This window comes from Bradyrhizobium sp. LCT2 (assembly GCF_009931255.1).
Lineage (GTDB): Bacteria > Pseudomonadota > Alphaproteobacteria > Rhizobiales > Xanthobacteraceae > Bradyrhizobium > Bradyrhizobium diazoefficiens.
Genome location: NZ_CP034432.1, coordinates 717,736 through 734,683 on the forward strand (window position 1 = coordinate 717,736; position 16,948 = coordinate 734,683).

15 protein-coding genes and 2 pseudogenes are annotated in these 16,948 nt (G+C 63.4%); 9 read left to right on the top strand and 8 right to left on the bottom strand.

The annotated features are described in order from the left end of the window. Window positions 1–5: 5 nt before the first annotated feature. Both EI171_RS04140 and EI171_RS04145 read left to right on the top strand, forming a co-directional pair. Window positions 6–806: a xanthine dehydrogenase family protein subunit M gene (locus EI171_RS04140; RefSeq protein ID WP_011083169.1), complete on the top strand. Its 801-nt coding sequence runs from the start codon at window positions 6–8 to the stop codon at window positions 804–806. A 204-nt stretch (window positions 807–1,010) separates the two neighbouring features. Then, a complete protein-coding gene (locus EI171_RS04145; RefSeq protein WP_161532670.1) occupies window positions 1,011–2,123 on the top strand; it encodes a CaiB/BaiF CoA-transferase family protein in 1,113 nt (370 codons plus the stop codon). Window positions 2,124–2,366: 243 nt separating this feature from the next. Here the strand turns inward: EI171_RS04145 and hppD are convergent. Beyond that, window positions 2,367–3,413, bottom strand: a pseudogene (gene hppD / locus EI171_RS04150) (4-hydroxyphenylpyruvate dioxygenase); the annotation flags it as partial. Window positions 3,414–3,519: 106 nt separating this feature from the next. On the opposite strand from hppD, the pseudogene istA reads away from it, so the two are divergent. From istA to EI171_RS04170, 4 genes and pseudogenes are all read left to right on the top strand, one after another. Beyond that, window positions 3,520–5,276, top strand: a pseudogene (istA, locus tag EI171_RS04155) (IS21 family transposase). Window positions 5,277–5,280: 4 nt separating this feature from the next. Beyond that, window positions 5,281–6,048: an IS21-like element IS1631 family helper ATPase IstB gene (gene istB, locus EI171_RS04160; RefSeq protein WP_038952109.1), complete on the top strand. Its 768-nt coding sequence runs from the start codon at window positions 5,281–5,283 to the stop codon at window positions 6,046–6,048. A gap of 274 nt (window positions 6,049–6,322) precedes the next feature. After that, window positions 6,323–6,802: an Lrp/AsnC family transcriptional regulator gene (locus EI171_RS04165; RefSeq protein ID WP_028175656.1), complete on the top strand. Its 480-nt coding sequence runs from the start codon at window positions 6,323–6,325 to the stop codon at window positions 6,800–6,802. A 71-nt stretch (window positions 6,803–6,873) separates the two neighbouring features. Continuing rightward, entirely contained in the window at window positions 6,874–7,185 is a 312-nt protein-coding gene (locus tag EI171_RS04170; RefSeq protein WP_011083173.1) for a DUF1272 domain-containing protein, read from the top strand. 96 nt (window positions 7,186–7,281) lie between these two features. Here EI171_RS04170 and fahA read toward each other — a convergent pair whose 3' ends face one another. The 5 genes from fahA to EI171_RS04195 all read right to left on the bottom strand — a co-directional run bounded on the left by fahA (window position 7,282) and on the right by EI171_RS04195 (window position 12,888). After that, a complete protein-coding gene (fahA, locus tag EI171_RS04175) occupies window positions 7,282–8,553 on the bottom strand; it encodes a fumarylacetoacetase (RefSeq protein WP_161532671.1) in 1,272 nt (423 codons plus the stop codon). A gap of 141 nt (window positions 8,554–8,694) precedes the next feature. After that, window positions 8,695–10,041, bottom strand: coding sequence for a homogentisate 1,2-dioxygenase (hmgA, locus tag EI171_RS04180; RefSeq protein ID WP_161532672.1), 1,347 nt, complete (start codon window positions 10,039–10,041; stop codon window positions 8,695–8,697). Between the two features lie 2 nt (window positions 10,042–10,043). Continuing rightward, window positions 10,044–11,000, bottom strand: a complete 957-nt coding sequence (locus EI171_RS04185; protein WP_161532673.1) for an MBL fold metallo-hydrolase — start codon at window positions 10,998–11,000, stop codon at window positions 10,044–10,046. A gap of 23 nt (window positions 11,001–11,023) precedes the next feature. Then, window positions 11,024–11,251, bottom strand: coding sequence for a DUF2783 domain-containing protein (locus tag EI171_RS04190; RefSeq protein ID WP_060909790.1), 228 nt, complete (start codon window positions 11,249–11,251; stop codon window positions 11,024–11,026). A gap of 8 nt (window positions 11,252–11,259) precedes the next feature. Further along, window positions 11,260–12,888, bottom strand: coding sequence for an FAD-dependent oxidoreductase (locus EI171_RS04195; RefSeq protein ID WP_161532674.1), 1,629 nt, complete (start codon window positions 12,886–12,888; stop codon window positions 11,260–11,262). A 110-nt stretch (window positions 12,889–12,998) separates the two neighbouring features. Between EI171_RS04195 and EI171_RS04200 the strand changes: the two genes are divergently transcribed. Next, window positions 12,999–13,541 (top strand): MarR family winged helix-turn-helix transcriptional regulator, encoded by a 543-nt coding sequence (locus EI171_RS04200; RefSeq protein ID WP_038967447.1) that lies wholly within the window; start codon window positions 12,999–13,001, stop codon window positions 13,539–13,541. 216 nt (window positions 13,542–13,757) lie between these two features. On the opposite strand, the gene EI171_RS04205 is transcribed toward EI171_RS04200, so the two are convergent. Then, complete coding sequence (locus tag EI171_RS04205) at window positions 13,758–14,057, bottom strand: hypothetical protein (RefSeq protein ID WP_161532675.1); 300 nt, start codon at window positions 14,055–14,057, stop codon at window positions 13,758–13,760. A 510-nt stretch (window positions 14,058–14,567) separates the two neighbouring features. Between EI171_RS04205 and EI171_RS04210 the strand changes: the two genes are divergently transcribed. Together EI171_RS04210 and EI171_RS04215 are read left to right on the top strand one after the other, a co-directional pair. Beyond that, the gene (locus EI171_RS04210) at window positions 14,568–14,930 is read left to right on the top strand and encodes a hypothetical protein (RefSeq protein ID WP_060909787.1); all 363 of its coding nucleotides are present in this window, start codon (window positions 14,568–14,570) and stop codon (window positions 14,928–14,930) included. A gap of 29 nt (window positions 14,931–14,959) precedes the next feature. Beyond that, window positions 14,960–15,421: a MaoC/PaaZ C-terminal domain-containing protein gene (locus EI171_RS04215; protein ID WP_028175664.1), complete on the top strand. Its 462-nt coding sequence runs from the start codon at window positions 14,960–14,962 to the stop codon at window positions 15,419–15,421. Window positions 15,422–15,836: 415 nt separating this feature from the next. Here the strand turns inward: EI171_RS04215 and EI171_RS04220 are convergent, their stop codons facing one another. Then, complete coding sequence (locus tag EI171_RS04220; protein ID WP_161532676.1) at window positions 15,837–16,643, bottom strand: N-acyl homoserine lactonase family protein; 807 nt, start codon at window positions 16,641–16,643, stop codon at window positions 15,837–15,839. Between the last annotated feature and the right edge of the window lie 305 nt (window positions 16,644–16,948).

The window sequence follows — 16,948 nt, forward strand, 5'->3', positions numbered from 1 at the left end:
CCAAGATGTACCAGACAACCTATCATCGCGCCTCCTCGGTCGACGAAGCCGCCAGCCTGTTCGGCAAGAGCAGCGAGGCGAAATTCCTGTCCGGCGGCCAGACGCTGCTGCCGGTGATGAAGCAGCGCCTCGCCAGCCCGTCCGACGTGATCGACCTCGGCAAGATCAAGGACATGATCGGCATCGAGGCCGCCGGCGACACGCTGACCATCAAGGCCGCCACGCCGCATTACGACGTGGCGACCAGCGATGCCGCGAAGAAGGCGATCCCCGCGCTCGCCTATCTCGCGTCGCTGATCGGCGACCCCGCCGTGCGCTACCGCGGCACGATCGGCGGCTCGCTCGCCAACAACGACCCTGCCGCGGATTATCCGGCCGCGACGCTGGCGCTCGGTGCCACCGTGAAGACCAACAAGCGTTCGATCTCGGCGGAGGATTTCTTCAAGGGCCTGTTCACGACGGCGCTCGAGGACGGCGAGATCATCACCGCCGTGTCGTTCCCGGTTCCGGGAAAAGCGGGCTACGCGAAATTCCCGCATCCGGCCTCGCGCTTTGCGCTGACCGGCGTGTTCGTCGCGCAGACGAAGTCGGGCGATGTCCGCGTTGCCGCCACGGGCGCCTCGCAGAGCGGCGTGGTGCGCATTCCCGCCATCGAAGCCGCGCTCAAGGCCAACTGGTCGCCGTCGGCGATCGACAGCGTGACTATTTCGGCGAGCGGACTTCTGTCCGACATCCACGGCACGTCGGAGTATCGTGCGAACCTCATCAAGGTGATGGCGCAGCGTGCGGTGGCCGCCGCAGGCTGACGATCCCGCTCTAGCGACTGAACACAAATTTTCCGCGGCGCGCAGAAATGCGCGCCGCTTTTATTATGCGCCCATGCATGAAAACCGCTTGCCTCGCTGGCGGGAAGGCGAGAAAAGTTAATCAGCCGATTAACTCGCCCCCAAGAGCAACGTGAGGCGTTTGCCGGATCACCGGCACTGCCCGCGACCCGAGGAAACAACAACGTGCTCGACAAATCAGCCCCCACCTCGTCCGTCCGCGCCTCCGGCCCGCTCTCGGGCTTCCGCATCGTCGAATTCGCCGGCATCGGGCCCGGCCCGTTCGCCTGCATGATGCTGGCCGACATGGGCGCCGACGTCGTCACGCTCGACCGGGTCGGCGCCAAGAAGAGCATGAAGTCGGTGGCGGGCCGCGGCCGCAAGGTGATCGAGCTCGACCTCAAGGACAAGGCGGCGATCGCACAGGTGCTCGACCTGCTTGCGAGCGCCGATGCGCTGGTCGAAGGTTTTCGTCCCGGCGTGATGGAGCGGCTCGGACTGGGCCCCGAAATGGTGCTCGCGCGCAACCCAAAGCTCGTCTACGGCCGCATGACCGGCTGGGGCCAGGAAGGCCCGCTCGCGAATGCCGCCGGCCACGACATCAACTACATCTCCATCACCGGCGCGCTCGCCGCGATCGGCACGAAGGAGGCGCCGGTGCCGCCGCTCAACCTGGTCGGCGATTTCGGCGGCGGTGCACTCTATCTCGTCGTCGGCGTGCTCGCGGCCTTGCTCGAAGCCTCGAGGTCGGGCAAGGGCCAGGTGGTCGATGCCGCGATGTGCGACGGCGCCGCATCGCTGATGTCGTTCTTCTTCGACATGACCACGATCGGCCGCTGGACCGAAGGGCGCAACCAGAACTTCCTCGACGGCGGCGCGCATTTCTACGGCGTCTACGAATGCGCCTGCGGCCATTTCGTCTCGATCGGCTCGATCGAGCCGCAGTTCTACGCGCTGCTGCGCCAGCACGCGGGCCTGACCGACGCCGATTTCGACGCGCAGATGGACCGCAAGGCCTGGCCGGTGCTGAAGGAAAAGCTGAAAGCCGTGTTCAAGAGCAAGACGCGCGAGGACTGGTGCAAGATCATGGAAGGCACCGACATCTGCTTCGCGCCGGTGCTGACCATGTCGGAGGCCACGCAACATCCGCACATGGTCGCCCGACAGGTGTTCGTCGAGCGCCACGGCGTGAAACAACCTGCGCCCGCACCAAGGTTCTCACGGACGCCATCAGCGGTGCGCGAGCCGGAGGGCGCGGAGATCGCGGCGGTGACGAAGGCGTGGCAGGCGGCGAAATAATCTCCGCCGTCGCAACACGCTCCGCTGTCGTCCCGGACAAGCGCAGCTCTCGACAACGCGTAGCGTTGCCTAGAGCGGAGCGCTGATCCGGGATCCATAACCACAGGCCGTTGTGGTTACGGGACTCGGAGTTACCGCTTTCGCGCCGCAACTCCTCCCTGTGGCATGGGTCCCGGATCTGCGCTTGCGCTTGTCCGGGACGACACCTGTTATGAGGCGGCAAATGCAGGCAATAGCGACGAGCTACGCCGCGTCATCCACCTTCAACACCCCACGCCGGATCTGGTCCTCCTCGATCGATTCGAACAGGGCCTTGAAGTTGCCCTCGCCAAAGCCGTCGTCGCCCTTGCGCTGGATGAACTCGAAGAAGATCGGGCCGATCGCATTGGCCGAGAAGATCTGCAGCAGCACCTTGGTCTGGCCGCCGTCCACCACGCCTTCGCCGTCGATCAGGATGCCGTTCTTCTGAAGCCGTGCGATGTCCTCGCCATGCTTCGGCAGGCGCGCGTCGATCCGCTCGAAATAGGTCTCGGGCGGCGAGGGCATGAAGGGCAGGCCGGCCTCGCGCAGGCCCTCGATGGTGTGGTAGATGTCGCGGCAGCCGCAGGCGATGTGCTGGATGCCTTCGCCACGATAGATCTTCAGATATTCCTCGATCTGACCGGAATCGCCGGCGTCCTCGTTGATCGGAATCCGGATCTTGCCGTCGGGGCTGGTCAGCGCGCGCGAGAACAGGCCGGAGGCGCGGCCCTCGATGTCGAAGAAGCGGATCTGGCGGAAGTTGAACAGCCTTTCGTAGAAGCCGGTCCAGACATCCATGCGGCCGCGATGGACGTTGTGGGTGAGGTGGTCGAGATAGAACAGGCCGGCACCGACCGGCTTGGGATCGCGCGCGCCCAGCCACTCGTACTCGGCGTCGTAGGCCGAGCCCTTGGCGCCGTAGCGGTCGACGAAATAGAGCAGGCTGCCGCCGATGCCCTTGATCGCGGGCACGTCGAGCGCCTTCTGCGCGGATGACACGTTGGCGGGCTCTGCGCCGAGCGCAATCGCGCGGTCGTAGGCCGCCTTCGCATCGACGACGCGAAACGCCATCGACGGCGCACAGGGACCGTGCGCGGCGACGAAATCGTAGCCGTGGGTGCCGGGCTGCTCGTTGACGAGATAGTTGATGTCGCCCTGGCGATAGACCGTGATCGCCTTGGTCCTGTGGCGCGCGACGGGCACATAGCCCATCAGCTTGAACAGCGCGTGCAGCTGTTCCGGATTGGGATGCGCATATTCGACGAACTCCCCGTGGGTCGGTCAAAATCCCCCGGGTATGGTCACTTGAAACTCCCCCACCTGATGATCGCCGTCAGCGCCGCTGAACAGCAGTAGCCGGTCAGGCAGGACGTTTATGTTCGACCCCTTTAGCCAGCAAGGGGCCGGGGAGTTGAACGTCTTGAAGCGACATCTGCAAAGCACGGTATTTACATTACTTGATCGCAACGCCAGCCAGCGCGAGATCCACAGGCTGACGGGGGTCGATCGCAAGACGATCCGGCGTTACCGGGCGCTGCGGGCTGGTGCGGAGGCAAATTCCCCGGGGAAGTGACCACCGGCACGGTGAGCGCGGACGACCAAATTCCCCCACCCCGACCACCGGCTTTTGGGGTGTCGGAAGCGACAGCCGCCTGCAGCCTGGCCCGCTCGGCCTGCGAACCGCATCGGGCATGGATCGAAGAACAGGTCCGCCTGAAGCGGAATGCGCAGGCGATTTACCAGGACCTGGTCGATCGATTTGGCTTTCCGTCCAGCTATCAGAGCGTCAAGCGGTTTGTGCGCACGTTGCGACACAGCGATCCCGAGCAGTTTGATCGACTTGAGTTCCTGCCTGGCGAGGAGGCCCAGGTCGACTATGGCGAGGGCGCTCTGACGATTGATCCCAGGAGCGGCCGGTACCGCCGTCCCCGCCTGTTTGTGATGACGCTGCGCTACTCGCGGCGCAGCTTCCGGCGGGTGGTCTGGAAGTCCAGCCAACACGTCTGGGCGCAGCTCCACGAAGAGGCGTTCCGGTATTTTGGCGGGGTCCCCAGCTATGTCGTGCTCGACAATCTGAAGGAAGGCGTCCTCAAGCCGGATTTGTACGAGCCCGAGCTCAACCCGATTTACAGCGCGATGCTGGCTCATTACGCCGTGGTCGCCGATCCCGCGCGGGTGGCCGATCCCAATCGGAAAGGCTGCGTCGAGAGTGCGATTCAACATACCCAGGGCACCGCGCTGGCCGGACGGCGCTTCGAGACACTGGAAGCCCAGAACGAGTTCCTGAGGCACTGGGAGGAGAATTGGGCCTCCAAGCGCATCCACGGCAGCACGCGCCGTCAGGTCGAGGCGATGTTCCAGGAAGAGAAGCCGCACCTGCGGCCGCTGCCTGTCGCTCCCTTCCGCATCTTCACCGAAGTCGTCCGGACTGTCTGCGACGACACCACCGTACGCGTCGACAACAGCTATTACGCCGCGCGGCCCGCGCCGATCGGCAGTCAGGTCGTGGTGCGGATCTACGCCTCCACGATCGAGATCCGTGATCGCCACACCCGTGCGCTGCTGCGTGTTCATTCCCGGATGACGCACCCCGGTTCTGTTGTCCTGCCGACCAGCGAACGGCCGTTCAATCCGTCGCGGCAAACCGCCGTGCTGCTGGCGAGCGCCGAGCGCATCGGGCCGCAGACCAGGGCGCTATGCCAGCAAGTGTTCGACACCGAGGGGCGCCCCGGACAGCGCGCGATGTGGGGCATTGTCGGGCTGGGCCGGAAGTATCCGGCGCGGCTGGTCGAGCAGGCCTGCGCGCACGCCATCGACAACCGCATCTACCGCTACAAGCACGTGCGTGCGACCGTCGAGCGGTTGTTCGAACAGGCGATTGAGCAGGTTGGAGTGACGCCACAGCCGGCATCGCCGCTCACCCAGGATCATCCGCTGATCCGTACCCCCGCGGAATACGGCGACCTCTTCAGCCGCGCTGTGCGGCGCGACGCCGACGATAATGGTCGGCAGGCCGAGGCTCACGACGATCACGCCACGGCAATCCGCGCTCGTGTCGCCTGCGCAACCCCGGCCAGCTCCGGCGCCACGAGCGCTCCCGCTGCACCTTCTCACCTTAAACTGGAGACCTAGCCACATGATGACCATGCCGGAAATTGAGCGTTGCCTACGACAGCTGCGCCTGTCGGGTGTCCGCGACACGCTGCAGACGCGCGTGCTCCAGGCGCAGGGCGCCAACCAGCCCTTCCTCGAGACCTTCTCCCTTATCCTGCAGGATGAACTGGACCGTCGTCAGTCCCGTCTTATCGAGCGGCGATACCAGCAATCCGGGCTCGACGAAAAGCTGACGCTCGCCGAGTTCGACTGGTCCTTCAATCCCAAACTGCCACGTCAGACCTGCTTCCAGCTCCACACCCTGGCGTTCATTGCCGCTGGCGAGAACGCTCTGCTTGTCGGCAAACCTGGCACCGGGAAGTCGCACATCGCCAAGGCGATTGCCTATCAGGCGATCCTGCAAAGCCACAAGGTCCAGTATCTTGAGACCGACGACTTCTTCCACCGCTACGCCCTGAACTCTCCGGCACAACGCGAGGTCCGGCTGCGAACCATCATCGACTGCGATCTCCTCGTGCTGGACGATCTATTCCTCGCACGCGCCATCCCCGACGACGCCGGCACTTTGCTGCAGACCCTGATCCATCAGCGCTACAAACTGCGCCGCAGCGTCATCGTCACCTCCAATCGCGTCGTGCAGGATTGGGGGGCATACCTTGGGGACAACACTATGAGCACGACGATCCTCGATCGCCTTATGCATCATTGCCATCTGCTTGAGTTCGACGGACGCAGCTATCGGCTCAAAGAAGCCGCTGAAGCTCTTGCCCGGGAAACAAACTCAAACTAACAGTCCCTTGTCCTGCCTCGCGGGTGGAGGAATTTGACTGACCACACCCGGAGGAATTTGAAGTGACCCGCGGGGGAACTCGAAGCCGTCGGTGCCCATCGGATTGTCGGCGCTAACAGTGGCCGGCGGTGCATCGTGCGGAAACGGACCCATGCTGCTCTCCCAAATGGCTGCTGGGAGGAACTATCCTTCATGGGACGCGCAAGAGGCGTGCAAACGGGACGACATTTGGCTATCATATGCACAATCCGTGCATCAAATGGACAAAACCCGCATGATTTCGGTGGACGCCTTCGACCTCAGGATTCTCGGCGCGCTGCAGGACGACGGCCGCCTCACCAACCAGGAGCTTGCGGAGCTCGCAGGTCTCTCGGCCTCGCAATGCTCGCGGCGGCGGATGCGGCTCGAGGAGGAGAAGGTGATCGCGGGCTATCACGCCGATCTCTCCAGCGAGGCGCTCGGCTTCGGCGTGATCGCCTTCATCCAGGTGGGGCTCGCGACCCACTCGCCGGACAATTCCAAGCGCTTCCGCGCGCTGGTGAACCGGATCGACGAGATCCAGGAGGCCTACTCGCTGACGGGCGATGCCGATTACGTGCTGAAAGCCGTGCTGCGCGACCTGAAGGGCCTCTCCAACCTCGTCAACGACGTTTTGATGCCGCACCAGAGCGTGGCGCATGTGCGTTCCTCGATCGTGCTTGATAGGCTGAAGGAAAGCACGCGGCTGCCGCTGAGGGATTTGAAGGCTGGCTGAAATCGAGGGAACTACGGCATTCGCGCGTCACGCGCCGTCTGCGATGATCCGGCCGATCCGGAGATTCGACCATGGCCCTCCAGCTTCGACCGAACTGCGAATATTGCGACCGCGACCTGCCGCCTGACGCAACGGATGCGCGAATCTGCTCCTATGAATGCACATTCTGTGCGGACTGCGTCGAGACCAAGCTCTCCAACGTCTGCCCGAACTGCGGCGGCGGCTTTGCGCCGCGCCCGATCCGCCCCACGCAGGAATGGCGGCCGGGCGTGTGCACGACCAGGCAGGCGCCGTCGGACAAGCGGGTGCATCTGAAATACAGCGTGGAGGATGTCGCGGCACATTGCGCGCGGATACGCGACGTGCCGCCGGAGAGGCGTTGAATTTCTAACTCGTCGTTCCGGGGCGCGCGAAGCGCGAACCCGGAACCTCGAGATTCCGGGTTCGATGCTTCGCATCGCCCCGGAATGACGACCATCTCACTCCGCCGGCAAAATCGTCCCCTCGACCTCGCCGAAGCCGACGCGATAGCCGGCGCCCTGGCACCAGCCGCGCATGATGAGGCTGTCGCCGTCCTCCAGGAACGAGCGCTTGATGCCGCCGGGGAGTTCGACCGGCTCGGTGCCGTTCCAGCTGATCTCGAGCAGGCTGCCGCGCTGGTTCTTCTCCGGGCCGGAGATGGTGCCGCTCCCTAGGAGATCTCCGACATTCATGGCGCAGCCAGAGGAGGCGTGGTGCATGAGCTGCTGCACCGAGGACCAGTACATGTACTTGAAATTGGTGCGGCTGATGCTGGTGGGCGCGTTGGCGCCGCCGGGCCGCAGCGAGACGTCGAGCTCGATGCTGTAGTTCTGCGGCTTGGCCTGCTTGAGATAATCGAGCGGCACCGGCTCCTGCTCCGGCCCCTTCAGCCGGAACGGCTCCAGCGCCTCGCGCGTCACCACCCACGGGCTGATCGAGGTCGCAAACGCCTTTGCCAGGAACGGACCGAGCGGCACGTACTCCCACTGCTGGATGTCGCGCGCGCTCCAGTCGTTGAGCAGGACGAAGCCGAAGATCATCTGTTCGGCCTGCTGCTCGGTGAGCATGCCGCCCATCGCTGAGGGCTGGCCGACCACGACGCCCATCTCCAGCTCGAAATCGAGCCGCTTGCAGGGACCAAAGCTCGGCACGTCGACATTCGGCGGCTTCAATTGCCCGCGCGGGCGCTTCACGTTGGTACCTGACACCACGACCGTGGACGCGCGGCCGTTATAGGCGATCGGCATATGCAGCCAGTTCGGCTGCAACGCATTGTCCTTGCCGCGGAACATCACGCCGACATTGGTGGCGTGCTCCCTGGACGAATAGAAATCGGTGTAGCCGGAGACCGCGAACGGCATGTGCAGTTTGGCGTCGCGCATCGGCACCAAGGCCTGCTTGCGCAGCTCCTCATTGTCGCGCAGCTCCGGATGATCCGCGCGCAAGAGCTCGCTGATCCGCGCCCGCGTCCTTGCCCAGACCTTCGGCCCCAGCGCCATGAACGGATTGAGCGAGGGCCCGGAGAACACGCCGAGCGCGCCGACATCGAGACGCGAGTCCTGCTCGAGCTCCCAGAGATCGAGCACGTAATTGCCGATCGCGACGCCAACCCGCGGCGTCGGGCTGGCCGCGGTCGAGAACACGCCATAGGGCAGGTTCTGGATCGGGAAGTCGGAGGCCGGATCGACGTCGATGAAGGAGCGGAGGCTGGGATCGTTGGGGTGGGGCATTGGTTTCCTGCCGGATGTTCTGAGACGGTTTCTCCGCCGTCATTCCGGGGCGCGCGGAGCGCGAGCCCGGAATCCATAACCACGATCGTGAGTATGGATCCCGGGCCTGCGCCTCTGGCGCATCCCGGAATGACGAAGTCACTACGGCCTGTTCGGATCGAACCGCTTCTCCAGACCCTTCCAGCAATCCGCGTAATCGTCCTGAAGCGTGGACGCGTCCGCGGCATGCGCGGTGACGCGCTGCGGGTAGCGGGTCTCGAACATGAAGGCCATGGTGCCGGTCAGCTTCACCGGCTTCAATTCGCCGTTGCTGGCGTGCTCGAAGGCGTCACGATCCGGGCCGTGCGGCAGCATGCAATTGTGCAGGCTCATGCCGCCGGGGACGAAGCCCTGCGGCTTGGCGTCGTAGACGCCGTAGATCAGGCCCATGAACTCGCTCATGATGTTCATGTGGTACCAGGGCGGCCGGAAGGTGTTGTCGGCAACCATCCAGCGCTCCGGGAAGATCACGAAATCGATGTTCGCGGTACCCGCGGTCTCCGATGGCGAGGTCAGCACCGTGAAGATCGACGGATCGGGATGGTCGAAGCCGATCGCGCCGACCGGAGAGAAGGTGCGCAGATCGTATTTATAGGGCGCGTAATTGCCGTGCCAGGCGACGACGTCGATCGGCGAATGCGGCAAGGTGGTCTTGAACAGCGACCCGCCCCATTTCACGAACAACTCGGTCGGCGTGTCCTTGTCCTCGTAGTACGCGACCGGCGTCAGGAAGTCGCGCGCATTGGCGAGGCAGTTGGCGCCGATCGGCCCGCGCTCCGGCAGCGTGAAGGCGCCGCCGTAGTTCTCGCAGAGATAACCGCGCGCCGGCCCGTTCGGAATCTCGACGCGGAATTTGACGCCGCGCGGGATCACCACGATCTCGCCGGGCTCGGCGTCGATGCGGCCGAACTCGGTGACGAGGCGCAAATTGCCCTGCTGGAGCACGAACATCAGCTCGCCGTCGGCATTGTAGAAATGCTGGTCCACCATCGACTTGGTGATGAGATAGACATGCGCGGCCATGCCGGCCTGCGTATTGACGTCGCCGGCCGTCGTCATGGTCTGCACGCCCTGAACGAAGGTGACCTCCTCCTGCGGCACCGGCGTCGGGTCCCAGCGCATCTGAGCGATGGGCAGATCGTATTCATGGCACGGCGCCGAGCGCCACAGGCCGGCATCGGCCTTCTCGAAGCGGCCCGAATGCTTCACCGAGGGGCGGATGCGGTAGAGCCAGGAGCGCTCATTGCTGCCGCGCGGCGCGGTGAAGGGCGAGCCCGAGAGCTGCTCGGCATAGAGCCCGTAGGCGCAGCGCTGCGGCGAGTTGCGCCCGATCGGCAGCGCGCCCGGCAGCGCCTCGGTCTCAAAGCTGTTGCCGAAGCCGGACATGTAGCCCGGCGTCACCTGGGCCGAGCTGCGGATGATCTGGTCAGGCGAGGTATTGATGTTCATGACTATCCTCCTCCTTGCAAGGCGGTCCACATCTCCTGATCGCGCTTGTCGGTCCAGATCACGGGGTCGTCGATCCCCGACGCTTCGTCATAGGCGCGCGACACGTTGAACGGCAGGCAGTGCTCGTAGATGGCGAAGCTCGAAAACTTCGGATCCATCACCTCGCGCGTCGCCGCCATCGATTCCTTCAGCGTGCGTCCTTTGGCGACCGAGATTTCGGCGGCGCCATAGAGCGAGGTGACGAAGTCCCGCGTCATCGCGATGGCCTCGCGCACGGTGGCTGTGCCCTTCAGCGCATCGCCGCGGCCCGGCGCGATCGCCTTGGGATTGAAGTTGCGGATCTCGTTCAGCGTCAGCGGCCATTCGCGCAAATGCGCGTCACCGCAATAGCAGGCCGAGTGGTACTCGATGAGATCGCCGGAGAACATCACTTCGGCATCCGGCACCCAGGCGACGATGTCGCCCGAGGTGTGGCCCGCGCCAAGCTGCATCAGCCGCACCTCACGCTTGCCGAGATAGATCGACATCTCGCCTTCGAAGGTCAGCGTCGGCCAGGTCAGGCCGGGAATGCTCTGCGCATCCTGGAACAGGCGCGGGAAGCGGCCGTATTCGGAATCCCAATCCTGCTTGCCGCGCTCCTCGATGAGACGATAGGTCTCCTGCGAGGCGACGATACCTTGCGCCTTGTAGGCGGAGGCCCCCAGCACGCGCACGGCGTGATAGTGCGACAGCACGACATATTTGATCGGCTTGTCGGTGACGGTGCGGACGCGCTCGATCACCTTGTTCGCCATCGCGGGCGTTGCCTGCGCGTCGAACACGAGGCAGCCGTCGTCGCCGACGATCACGGCCGTGTTCGGATCGCCCTCCGCGGTGAAAGCATAAAGATCGGCGCCGATCTCGGAGAAGGTGATCTTCTTCTCGGCGAGATCGCCGGTGGACGCGAAGTTCTTCGCCATCAATTCATCCTTAGGTCACAGGGTTATTGTTGTTGCTGTTGTTGCTGCTGCTGGCCGTCGATCATGCGGCGCTTGGCGAGCCCGATCGCTTCCCGCAGCACATCGATGTCGCCGATATGGTTGGCGAGGATCAGCACCAGTGCCGCGTCGAAATCGGCGCTCTGCTCCTCCGTGAGGCCGCGATGCGCCTCGACGATGGCGCGAAAGGCGTCGTCCGGGCGTGCGAAGTTGGAACTGGTGGACAGCGGCATACCAAACCTCAATTCAAGCCTTCGGCGCGCGACAGCGCCGCAGCAATGGTCTCGCGCGTCGGATGACGGAACCGCGCAGCAACGTAACCATCGGGCCTGAGCAGATAGGCAGCACCCGCGTCGGCATCGTAGCGCCTTGCGACGAGGCCCGAGGGATCGGCAAGGCCGCCCTCGCCGCCGATGCGGATATCCTTCACGCCTTCGGGCACGCCGAGCTGCATGCCATTGCTGAACGACAGCAAGGTGAAGTCTGTTCCGCCCTTGCGGAATGCATCCGTCAGATAGATCTGCTCGCCCGCGCTTGTGGCAACCGGCGCATCCAACATGGAACAGCCGGGCCGCGGGCCAGCGCCCCACATATCGGCATCGGGCGATGACAGCGGCGTATCATAGCTGCACGGCACCGAGAGCCGGCCGCCATTGACCATGCGCTTGCCGAATTCGGTCTCCTTGGCGAGCGACAGCACCGCCTTGCGCAGCCGCGCCTCCTGGTGCGAGTTCGGCGCCATGAAATCGGTCGAGCGGGTGGATTCGCGGATGTTCTCATCCGCCGCCATGCTGCGCTCGGCGTGGTAGCTCTCCAGCAGGCTCGCGGGCGAGGTGCCGCGCAGGACGCGGTCGAGCTTCCAGGACAGGTTTTCCGCGTCCTCGAGTCCCGAATTGGCGCCGCGCGCACCGAAGGGCGAGACCTGATGCGCGGAGTCGCCGGCGAAGATCACGCGGCCATGGATGAAGCGGTCCATGCGCCGGCACTGGAATTTGTAGAGCGAGATCCACTCGAACTCGAACTTGTCGTGGCCCAGCATGCGCGCAATCCGCGGCCGCACGTTTTCCGGCTTCTTCTCGACGACCGGATCGGCGTAGCGATTGAGCTGGAGATCGATGCGCCAGACATCGTCGGGCTGCCGGTGCAGCAGCGCCGAGCGTCCCGCATGGAACGGCGGATCGAACCAGAACCAGCGCTCGGTCGGGAATTCCGCCGTCATCTTGACGTCGGCGATCAGGAACTGGTCCTCGAACACCTGGCCGGCGAACTCGGCGCCAACCATCTGCCGCAGCGACGACCGCGCGCCGTCGCAGGCGACGACATATTGCGCGTGCAGGCGGTAGGCGCCCTCCGGCGTCTCGATCGTCAGCGCGACGGAATCGTTGCGCTGCTCCAGCGCGGTCACCTTGTTGCGCCAGCGCAGGTCGACCTCCGGCAGATCGCTGATGCGATCGACCAGATAGGCCTCGGCGTAATATTGCTGGAGATTGATGAAGGCCGGCCGCTTGTGACCGTCTTCCGGCAGCAGATTGAACTGGTAGAGCTGGGACTCGCCATGGAAGATGCGGCCGACGCTCCACACCACGCCCTTCTCGACCATGCGGTCGCCGACGCCAAGCCGGTCCCAGTACTCCAGCGAGCGTTTCGAGAAGCAGATCGCGCGCGAGCCTTCGCCGATGCGGTCGGCATCATCCAGAAGGACGACGCTCTGGCCGCGCTGCGCGAGGTCGATCGCCAGCGACAGCCCGACCGGGCCCGCGCCGACAACCACAACCGGATGCTCGGCCGGGCTTTGCCCGGGACGGTCCTGATCGGGGTGGCGGCGATAGCCGAATTGGGTCTTGGTCTGATGCACATTGACCTGCGCCATGCGCTAACCTCGGCTCTGGTCAGGAGAGGGCTGATCTGCTAGATAGTCTCACGTGCAACTATTTTGGACCGGAGCCGGCCGGCCGTCAACTGGAATTCGGAGCGCAAGCCTTGGCGAGGACATCCAGCGATGCGGCGCTGCAGAGACAAGAGGCGGGCGAGGCGTCGCCGCGGCAAAAAACGCGGCTCGATCTGTTCAAGTTCGTGCCGTTCCGCCTCAACCGGCTTGCCGCGGAGGTGAGTTCCGCGCTCGCGGTCGAATATCAGGAGCGTCACGGCCTCGACATTCCGGCCTGGCGCGTGATCGCGACGCTCGGTTTCCGCAACGATGCCTGTAGCGCGCAGTACATCTCGCAATGCACCCGCACGCACAAATCGACCATCAGCCGCGCCGTCACCATGCTGTTGCATGAGGGACTAATCGAGCGCGTCGAGAACGAAGCCGACCGCCGCGAATTCCGCCTGCAACTGACGAAGAAAGGCCGCGCGCTCTACGAAGAGCTGTTCCCGCAATTGCTGCGGCGTGAGGACGAGATCCTCGCCTGCCTCTCGGCGCAGGAGCGCAAGCAGCTCTCGGCTCTGCTCGGCAAGATCGAGCAGAGTCTCGACCTGATCCAGACCAGCGAAGAGGCGGATGCCAAGCAGGCGTATTAGGGTGCGGAATAGACGCTCCAGCATGTAGTTGCTGAGCCGTCTTTGTCGCGACTTTCCGCTCGGCCGACGGCGGCCCGATGCCGAAGCGACGACGCGGTCAAGACAACTGCGCTTGGCGGCGTCGGCACATTGCGGCCGGTCAGGACCGCCGCGCGGCCGATGCGGCTCACAGAACCTCAATACTCTAACGCTACGCCCGCAACTCTCAGCGGAGCCTCAGAGATCGATGCCGACCGCGATGTTACGGCCCTTCAATTCGGCAAAGGTTAGTGTGTGCGCGTACAGCTTTGTGAATGCTTCATCCTTTGCCAATGCCTCCTGCACCTTTCCGTACACTTCCCAACTGGAATAGCGCGTAGCGATAAGAAACTCCCCAGCCCACATACCAGTGTGAAATCGGGAAAGTCGAAGAAATTCAGCGCCGTGCTTTTCGAAGATTGCCTTCGCCTGCCTGGCGGTCTTGATCATTTCCTCAGGTTTGTCGCTCTTGAAGCGTGTAAATTGTACAATAGCCATGACCTAGTCCCTCCATTGACCCTCCCATGGGTAAGTCTAGGAGTGGCCGCGGAGGTTCACAGGAAGCCCCTATGATGCGAGGTCCGGGTGTTGGGCAAAAACGCCGGTCGAGAGCCGTGCGGCCAAAGACCGGTCTAGGGTGCAGCGAACCCATGCGGCTTCCCGAACCTCTTCGCGTCGGGCCACAAGGAGCTGTCTCCGCATTTCAGAGAGACGCGCACGACAAAATTCGCGGTACAGAAAATCGAATATCGAGGGCATGGTCAAACCCCCTTGTTTGATCTTCGCTATGCACGTCCCACTTGCACTAGCTCTTGGTGTGCAACAGGCGAACTAGAACACACGAGGCTACCAAACTTTGTCGGATACTTCGCGACGTTCGGCCTCACCCCAATTTGTGAACCTCCCTTAGCCGAAAGATACCTACTCACAAGCGGTTACAGTTCGCCCGGAGGCACCATGGGGCGGCACTGCACAGCGTTGATCAAACGCGGGATTTCGCAAATCGCCATGAGCGCGGCTATCGCGATGGTGATGTCGCCGGCGCCGGCGCCGGGGCGCGATCTCGACGGACGCTACAGGAATTCACCACTTCTCGAATGGTTTGAGAGTTTGGCAAGCGGCAAAGGCCTCTGCTGTTCGCACGCCGACGGTCATGCCGTCGAAGACGTAGACTGGGAAGCCAGAGACGGCCACTACCGTGTGCGACTGCCGAAAACCGCCGACTCCAAAGTGATGATCTGGGTCGATGTGCCTGACGATGCCATCATCACCGTACCGAACAAAGTCGGACGCACCATGGTCTGGCCGATCTACAACGACCTCTATCCGGAGATATCGATCCGGTGCTTCTTGCCAGGGAGCATGACCTAGATTGGCGGGCGCTTGTAAAGGATTGACCGATGACCAGCGGCTATTTTGAAGACACCGAGATTGGCGATAGCCGCAAGGCCGGCCCCTATTTTGTCTCCAAGGACGAAATTATTCAGTTCGCCAAGCAATATGACGCACGGCCCTTCCACATCGATGAGGAAGCTGCTGCGCGCTCAGTTTTTGCGGGACTGACGGCATCCGGTGCCCACACGTTCGCGATCTTCATCTCGCTAACGAGCAAACTACAGCCTCCGCTCCGTGTCCTTGCCGGGCTCGGCTGGGATGAGGTGAGGCTGCCGAACGCGGTACGCCCCGGAGACCACCTCGATCTTGAATCGATCGTTCTGGAGAAGCGCGAGTCGAGGTCGAGCTCCGATAGAGGAATCCTTCGCAACCAAATCCACTTGCGCAACCAAAGACGCGAGACGGTATTGCAGTGCATCGGCAATGTTCTCGTTGCGAGGCGACCGGATGCGAAAGCATCGATGTAAGCCATTCAATAAGCTGCCGTCGGTTGGTTTCGCTCTGATGTCTCTTGTGGGTTACAAGGCGACATTCCGGGTTCGGGGCTGGGTGTCCGCTTTACCCTAAAAGCAAACATCCCGGATTTACGAAGTACACGCCCTTGCATTCCTGACGACTAGTTGACCCTCACAGCGAGGAGGCGCGACGCGCGGCGCCGTCCAAAACTCAATCGTCGTCCCGGACAAGCATCGCTCCCGACAACGCGAAGCGTTGTCTAGAGCGAAGCGCAGATCCGGGATCCATAACCACAGGACGCAGTGATCACGAAGACTCGCGGTTGCAGTGTCGCGCCAAACTCTTCCCTGGGATTATGGGTCCCGGATCTACGCGCGCTTTGGGCGCGCTTGTCCGGGACGACGAGCGTGGGGCAGGTCTCAACCGCTATTTCACGAACGACCGCGACGGCGGCAAATGCAGCGCCCAGGCGTCGACCTTGTCGCTCGCACGCGGATAGATCTCCGTCACGATCGGATCGTGGCCTGGGATGAATCTGTCAGGATGGCCGGCGAGGCGCTCGATCGTCTCCCAGCCTACCGCCATGTCACCGACATTGTAGACGATCGGGAACGGGCTGCGGCGCTGGAGATTGGCGTAGTAATGCGCGGCATCGGACGCCAGCACCACCGGCCCGCGCGCGGTCTCGACCTTGACCACCTGCAAGCCGTCCGAATGGCCGCCGACACGGTGCACGGTGATTCCGGGCGCGATCTCGCCGTCGCCGGAATAGAAATTGACGCGCTCGCCATAGACATGGCGCACCATCTGCGTGACGTGCTCGACCGAGAACGGATGTCGCAGCAGTCCGTTGCACATGCAGCGGCCGGTCGCGTAGGCCATCTCGCGCTCCTGGAGATGGAAGCGCGCGTTCGGGAAGCGGTCGAGATTGCCGGCATGGTCGTAATGCAAATGCGTCACGATGATGTCGCGAATCGCCGACGCCTTGACGCCAAAGCGCTCCAGCGCATCGACCGGATTGAGCGTCAGCTTGCGCGCGCGTGCGCTCGCCTCCTCGGCATTGAAGCCGGTATCGACCAGGATGTCGCGGCCGCCGCCGCGGATCAGCCAGACGAAGTAGTCGAGGTCCTGCGCCGCGCTGTCATGCGGATCCGGCGCCAGGAAGTTCATGCTGGGAGTGCGCGGCGACATGGTCGCATAGCGCAGTGCGTAGATTTCGTAGGCGTTTCCCATGATTTTTCTTTTGGTCTTGCTTCTTGTGTGGACCTTCGGGGAGGTACGAGCGCACCAAGCCATTGTCCGCCGGAAAGGTCAAACGCCATGCGTGATGCGCGGAGGCCCCCTCCAATGTGAGACCAATCACATTTTCGGCGCCAAGATTCCCCTAAAAAAGACTCCCCTAACAGGGGTGCCCCGAGATGGGCGCTGCAATGCCCAACCGGATCGCGTCGAGCACGACCATGATGGCCCGTTTATTCCCCTCGCGGCGCGCCCCTGCGTTGCGGTCAATCGTCGCGATAATGCCGAATCTCCAAGCG

Excerpts from the sequence above, each read along its gene's own strand:
- EI171_RS04140 (WP_011083169.1), top strand. The coding sequence starts at position 6 with ATGTACCAGACAACCTATCATCGCGCCTCCTCGGTCGACGAAGCCGCC.
- istB (WP_038952109.1), top strand. The coding sequence starts at position 5,281 with ATGATGACCATGCCGGAAATTGAGCGTTGCCTACGACAGCTGCGCCTG.
- EI171_RS04165 (WP_028175656.1), top strand. The coding sequence starts at position 6,323 with ATGATTTCGGTGGACGCCTTCGACCTCAGGATTCTCGGCGCGCTGCAG.
- EI171_RS04170 (WP_011083173.1), top strand. The coding sequence starts at position 6,874 with ATGGCCCTCCAGCTTCGACCGAACTGCGAATATTGCGACCGCGACCTG.
- fahA (WP_161532671.1), bottom strand. The coding sequence starts at position 8,553 with ATGCCCCACCCCAACGATCCCAGCCTCCGCTCCTTCATCGACGTCGAT.
- hmgA (WP_161532672.1), bottom strand. The coding sequence starts at position 10,041 with ATGAACATCAATACCTCGCCTGACCAGATCATCCGCAGCTCGGCCCAG.
- EI171_RS04185 (WP_161532673.1), bottom strand. The coding sequence starts at position 11,000 with ATGGCGAAGAACTTCGCGTCCACCGGCGATCTCGCCGAGAAGAAGATC.
- EI171_RS04190 (WP_060909790.1), bottom strand. The coding sequence starts at position 11,251 with ATGCCGCTGTCCACCAGTTCCAACTTCGCACGCCCGGACGACGCCTTT.
- EI171_RS04195 (WP_161532674.1), bottom strand. The coding sequence starts at position 12,888 with ATGGCGCAGGTCAATGTGCATCAGACCAAGACCCAATTCGGCTATCGC.
- EI171_RS04205 (WP_161532675.1), bottom strand. The coding sequence starts at position 14,057 with ATGGCTATTGTACAATTTACACGCTTCAAGAGCGACAAACCTGAGGAA.
- EI171_RS04210 (WP_060909787.1), top strand. The coding sequence starts at position 14,568 with ATGAGCGCGGCTATCGCGATGGTGATGTCGCCGGCGCCGGCGCCGGGG.
- EI171_RS04215 (WP_028175664.1), top strand. The coding sequence starts at position 14,960 with ATGACCAGCGGCTATTTTGAAGACACCGAGATTGGCGATAGCCGCAAG.
- EI171_RS04220 (WP_161532676.1), bottom strand. The coding sequence starts at position 16,643 with ATGGGAAACGCCTACGAAATCTACGCACTGCGCTATGCGACCATGTCG.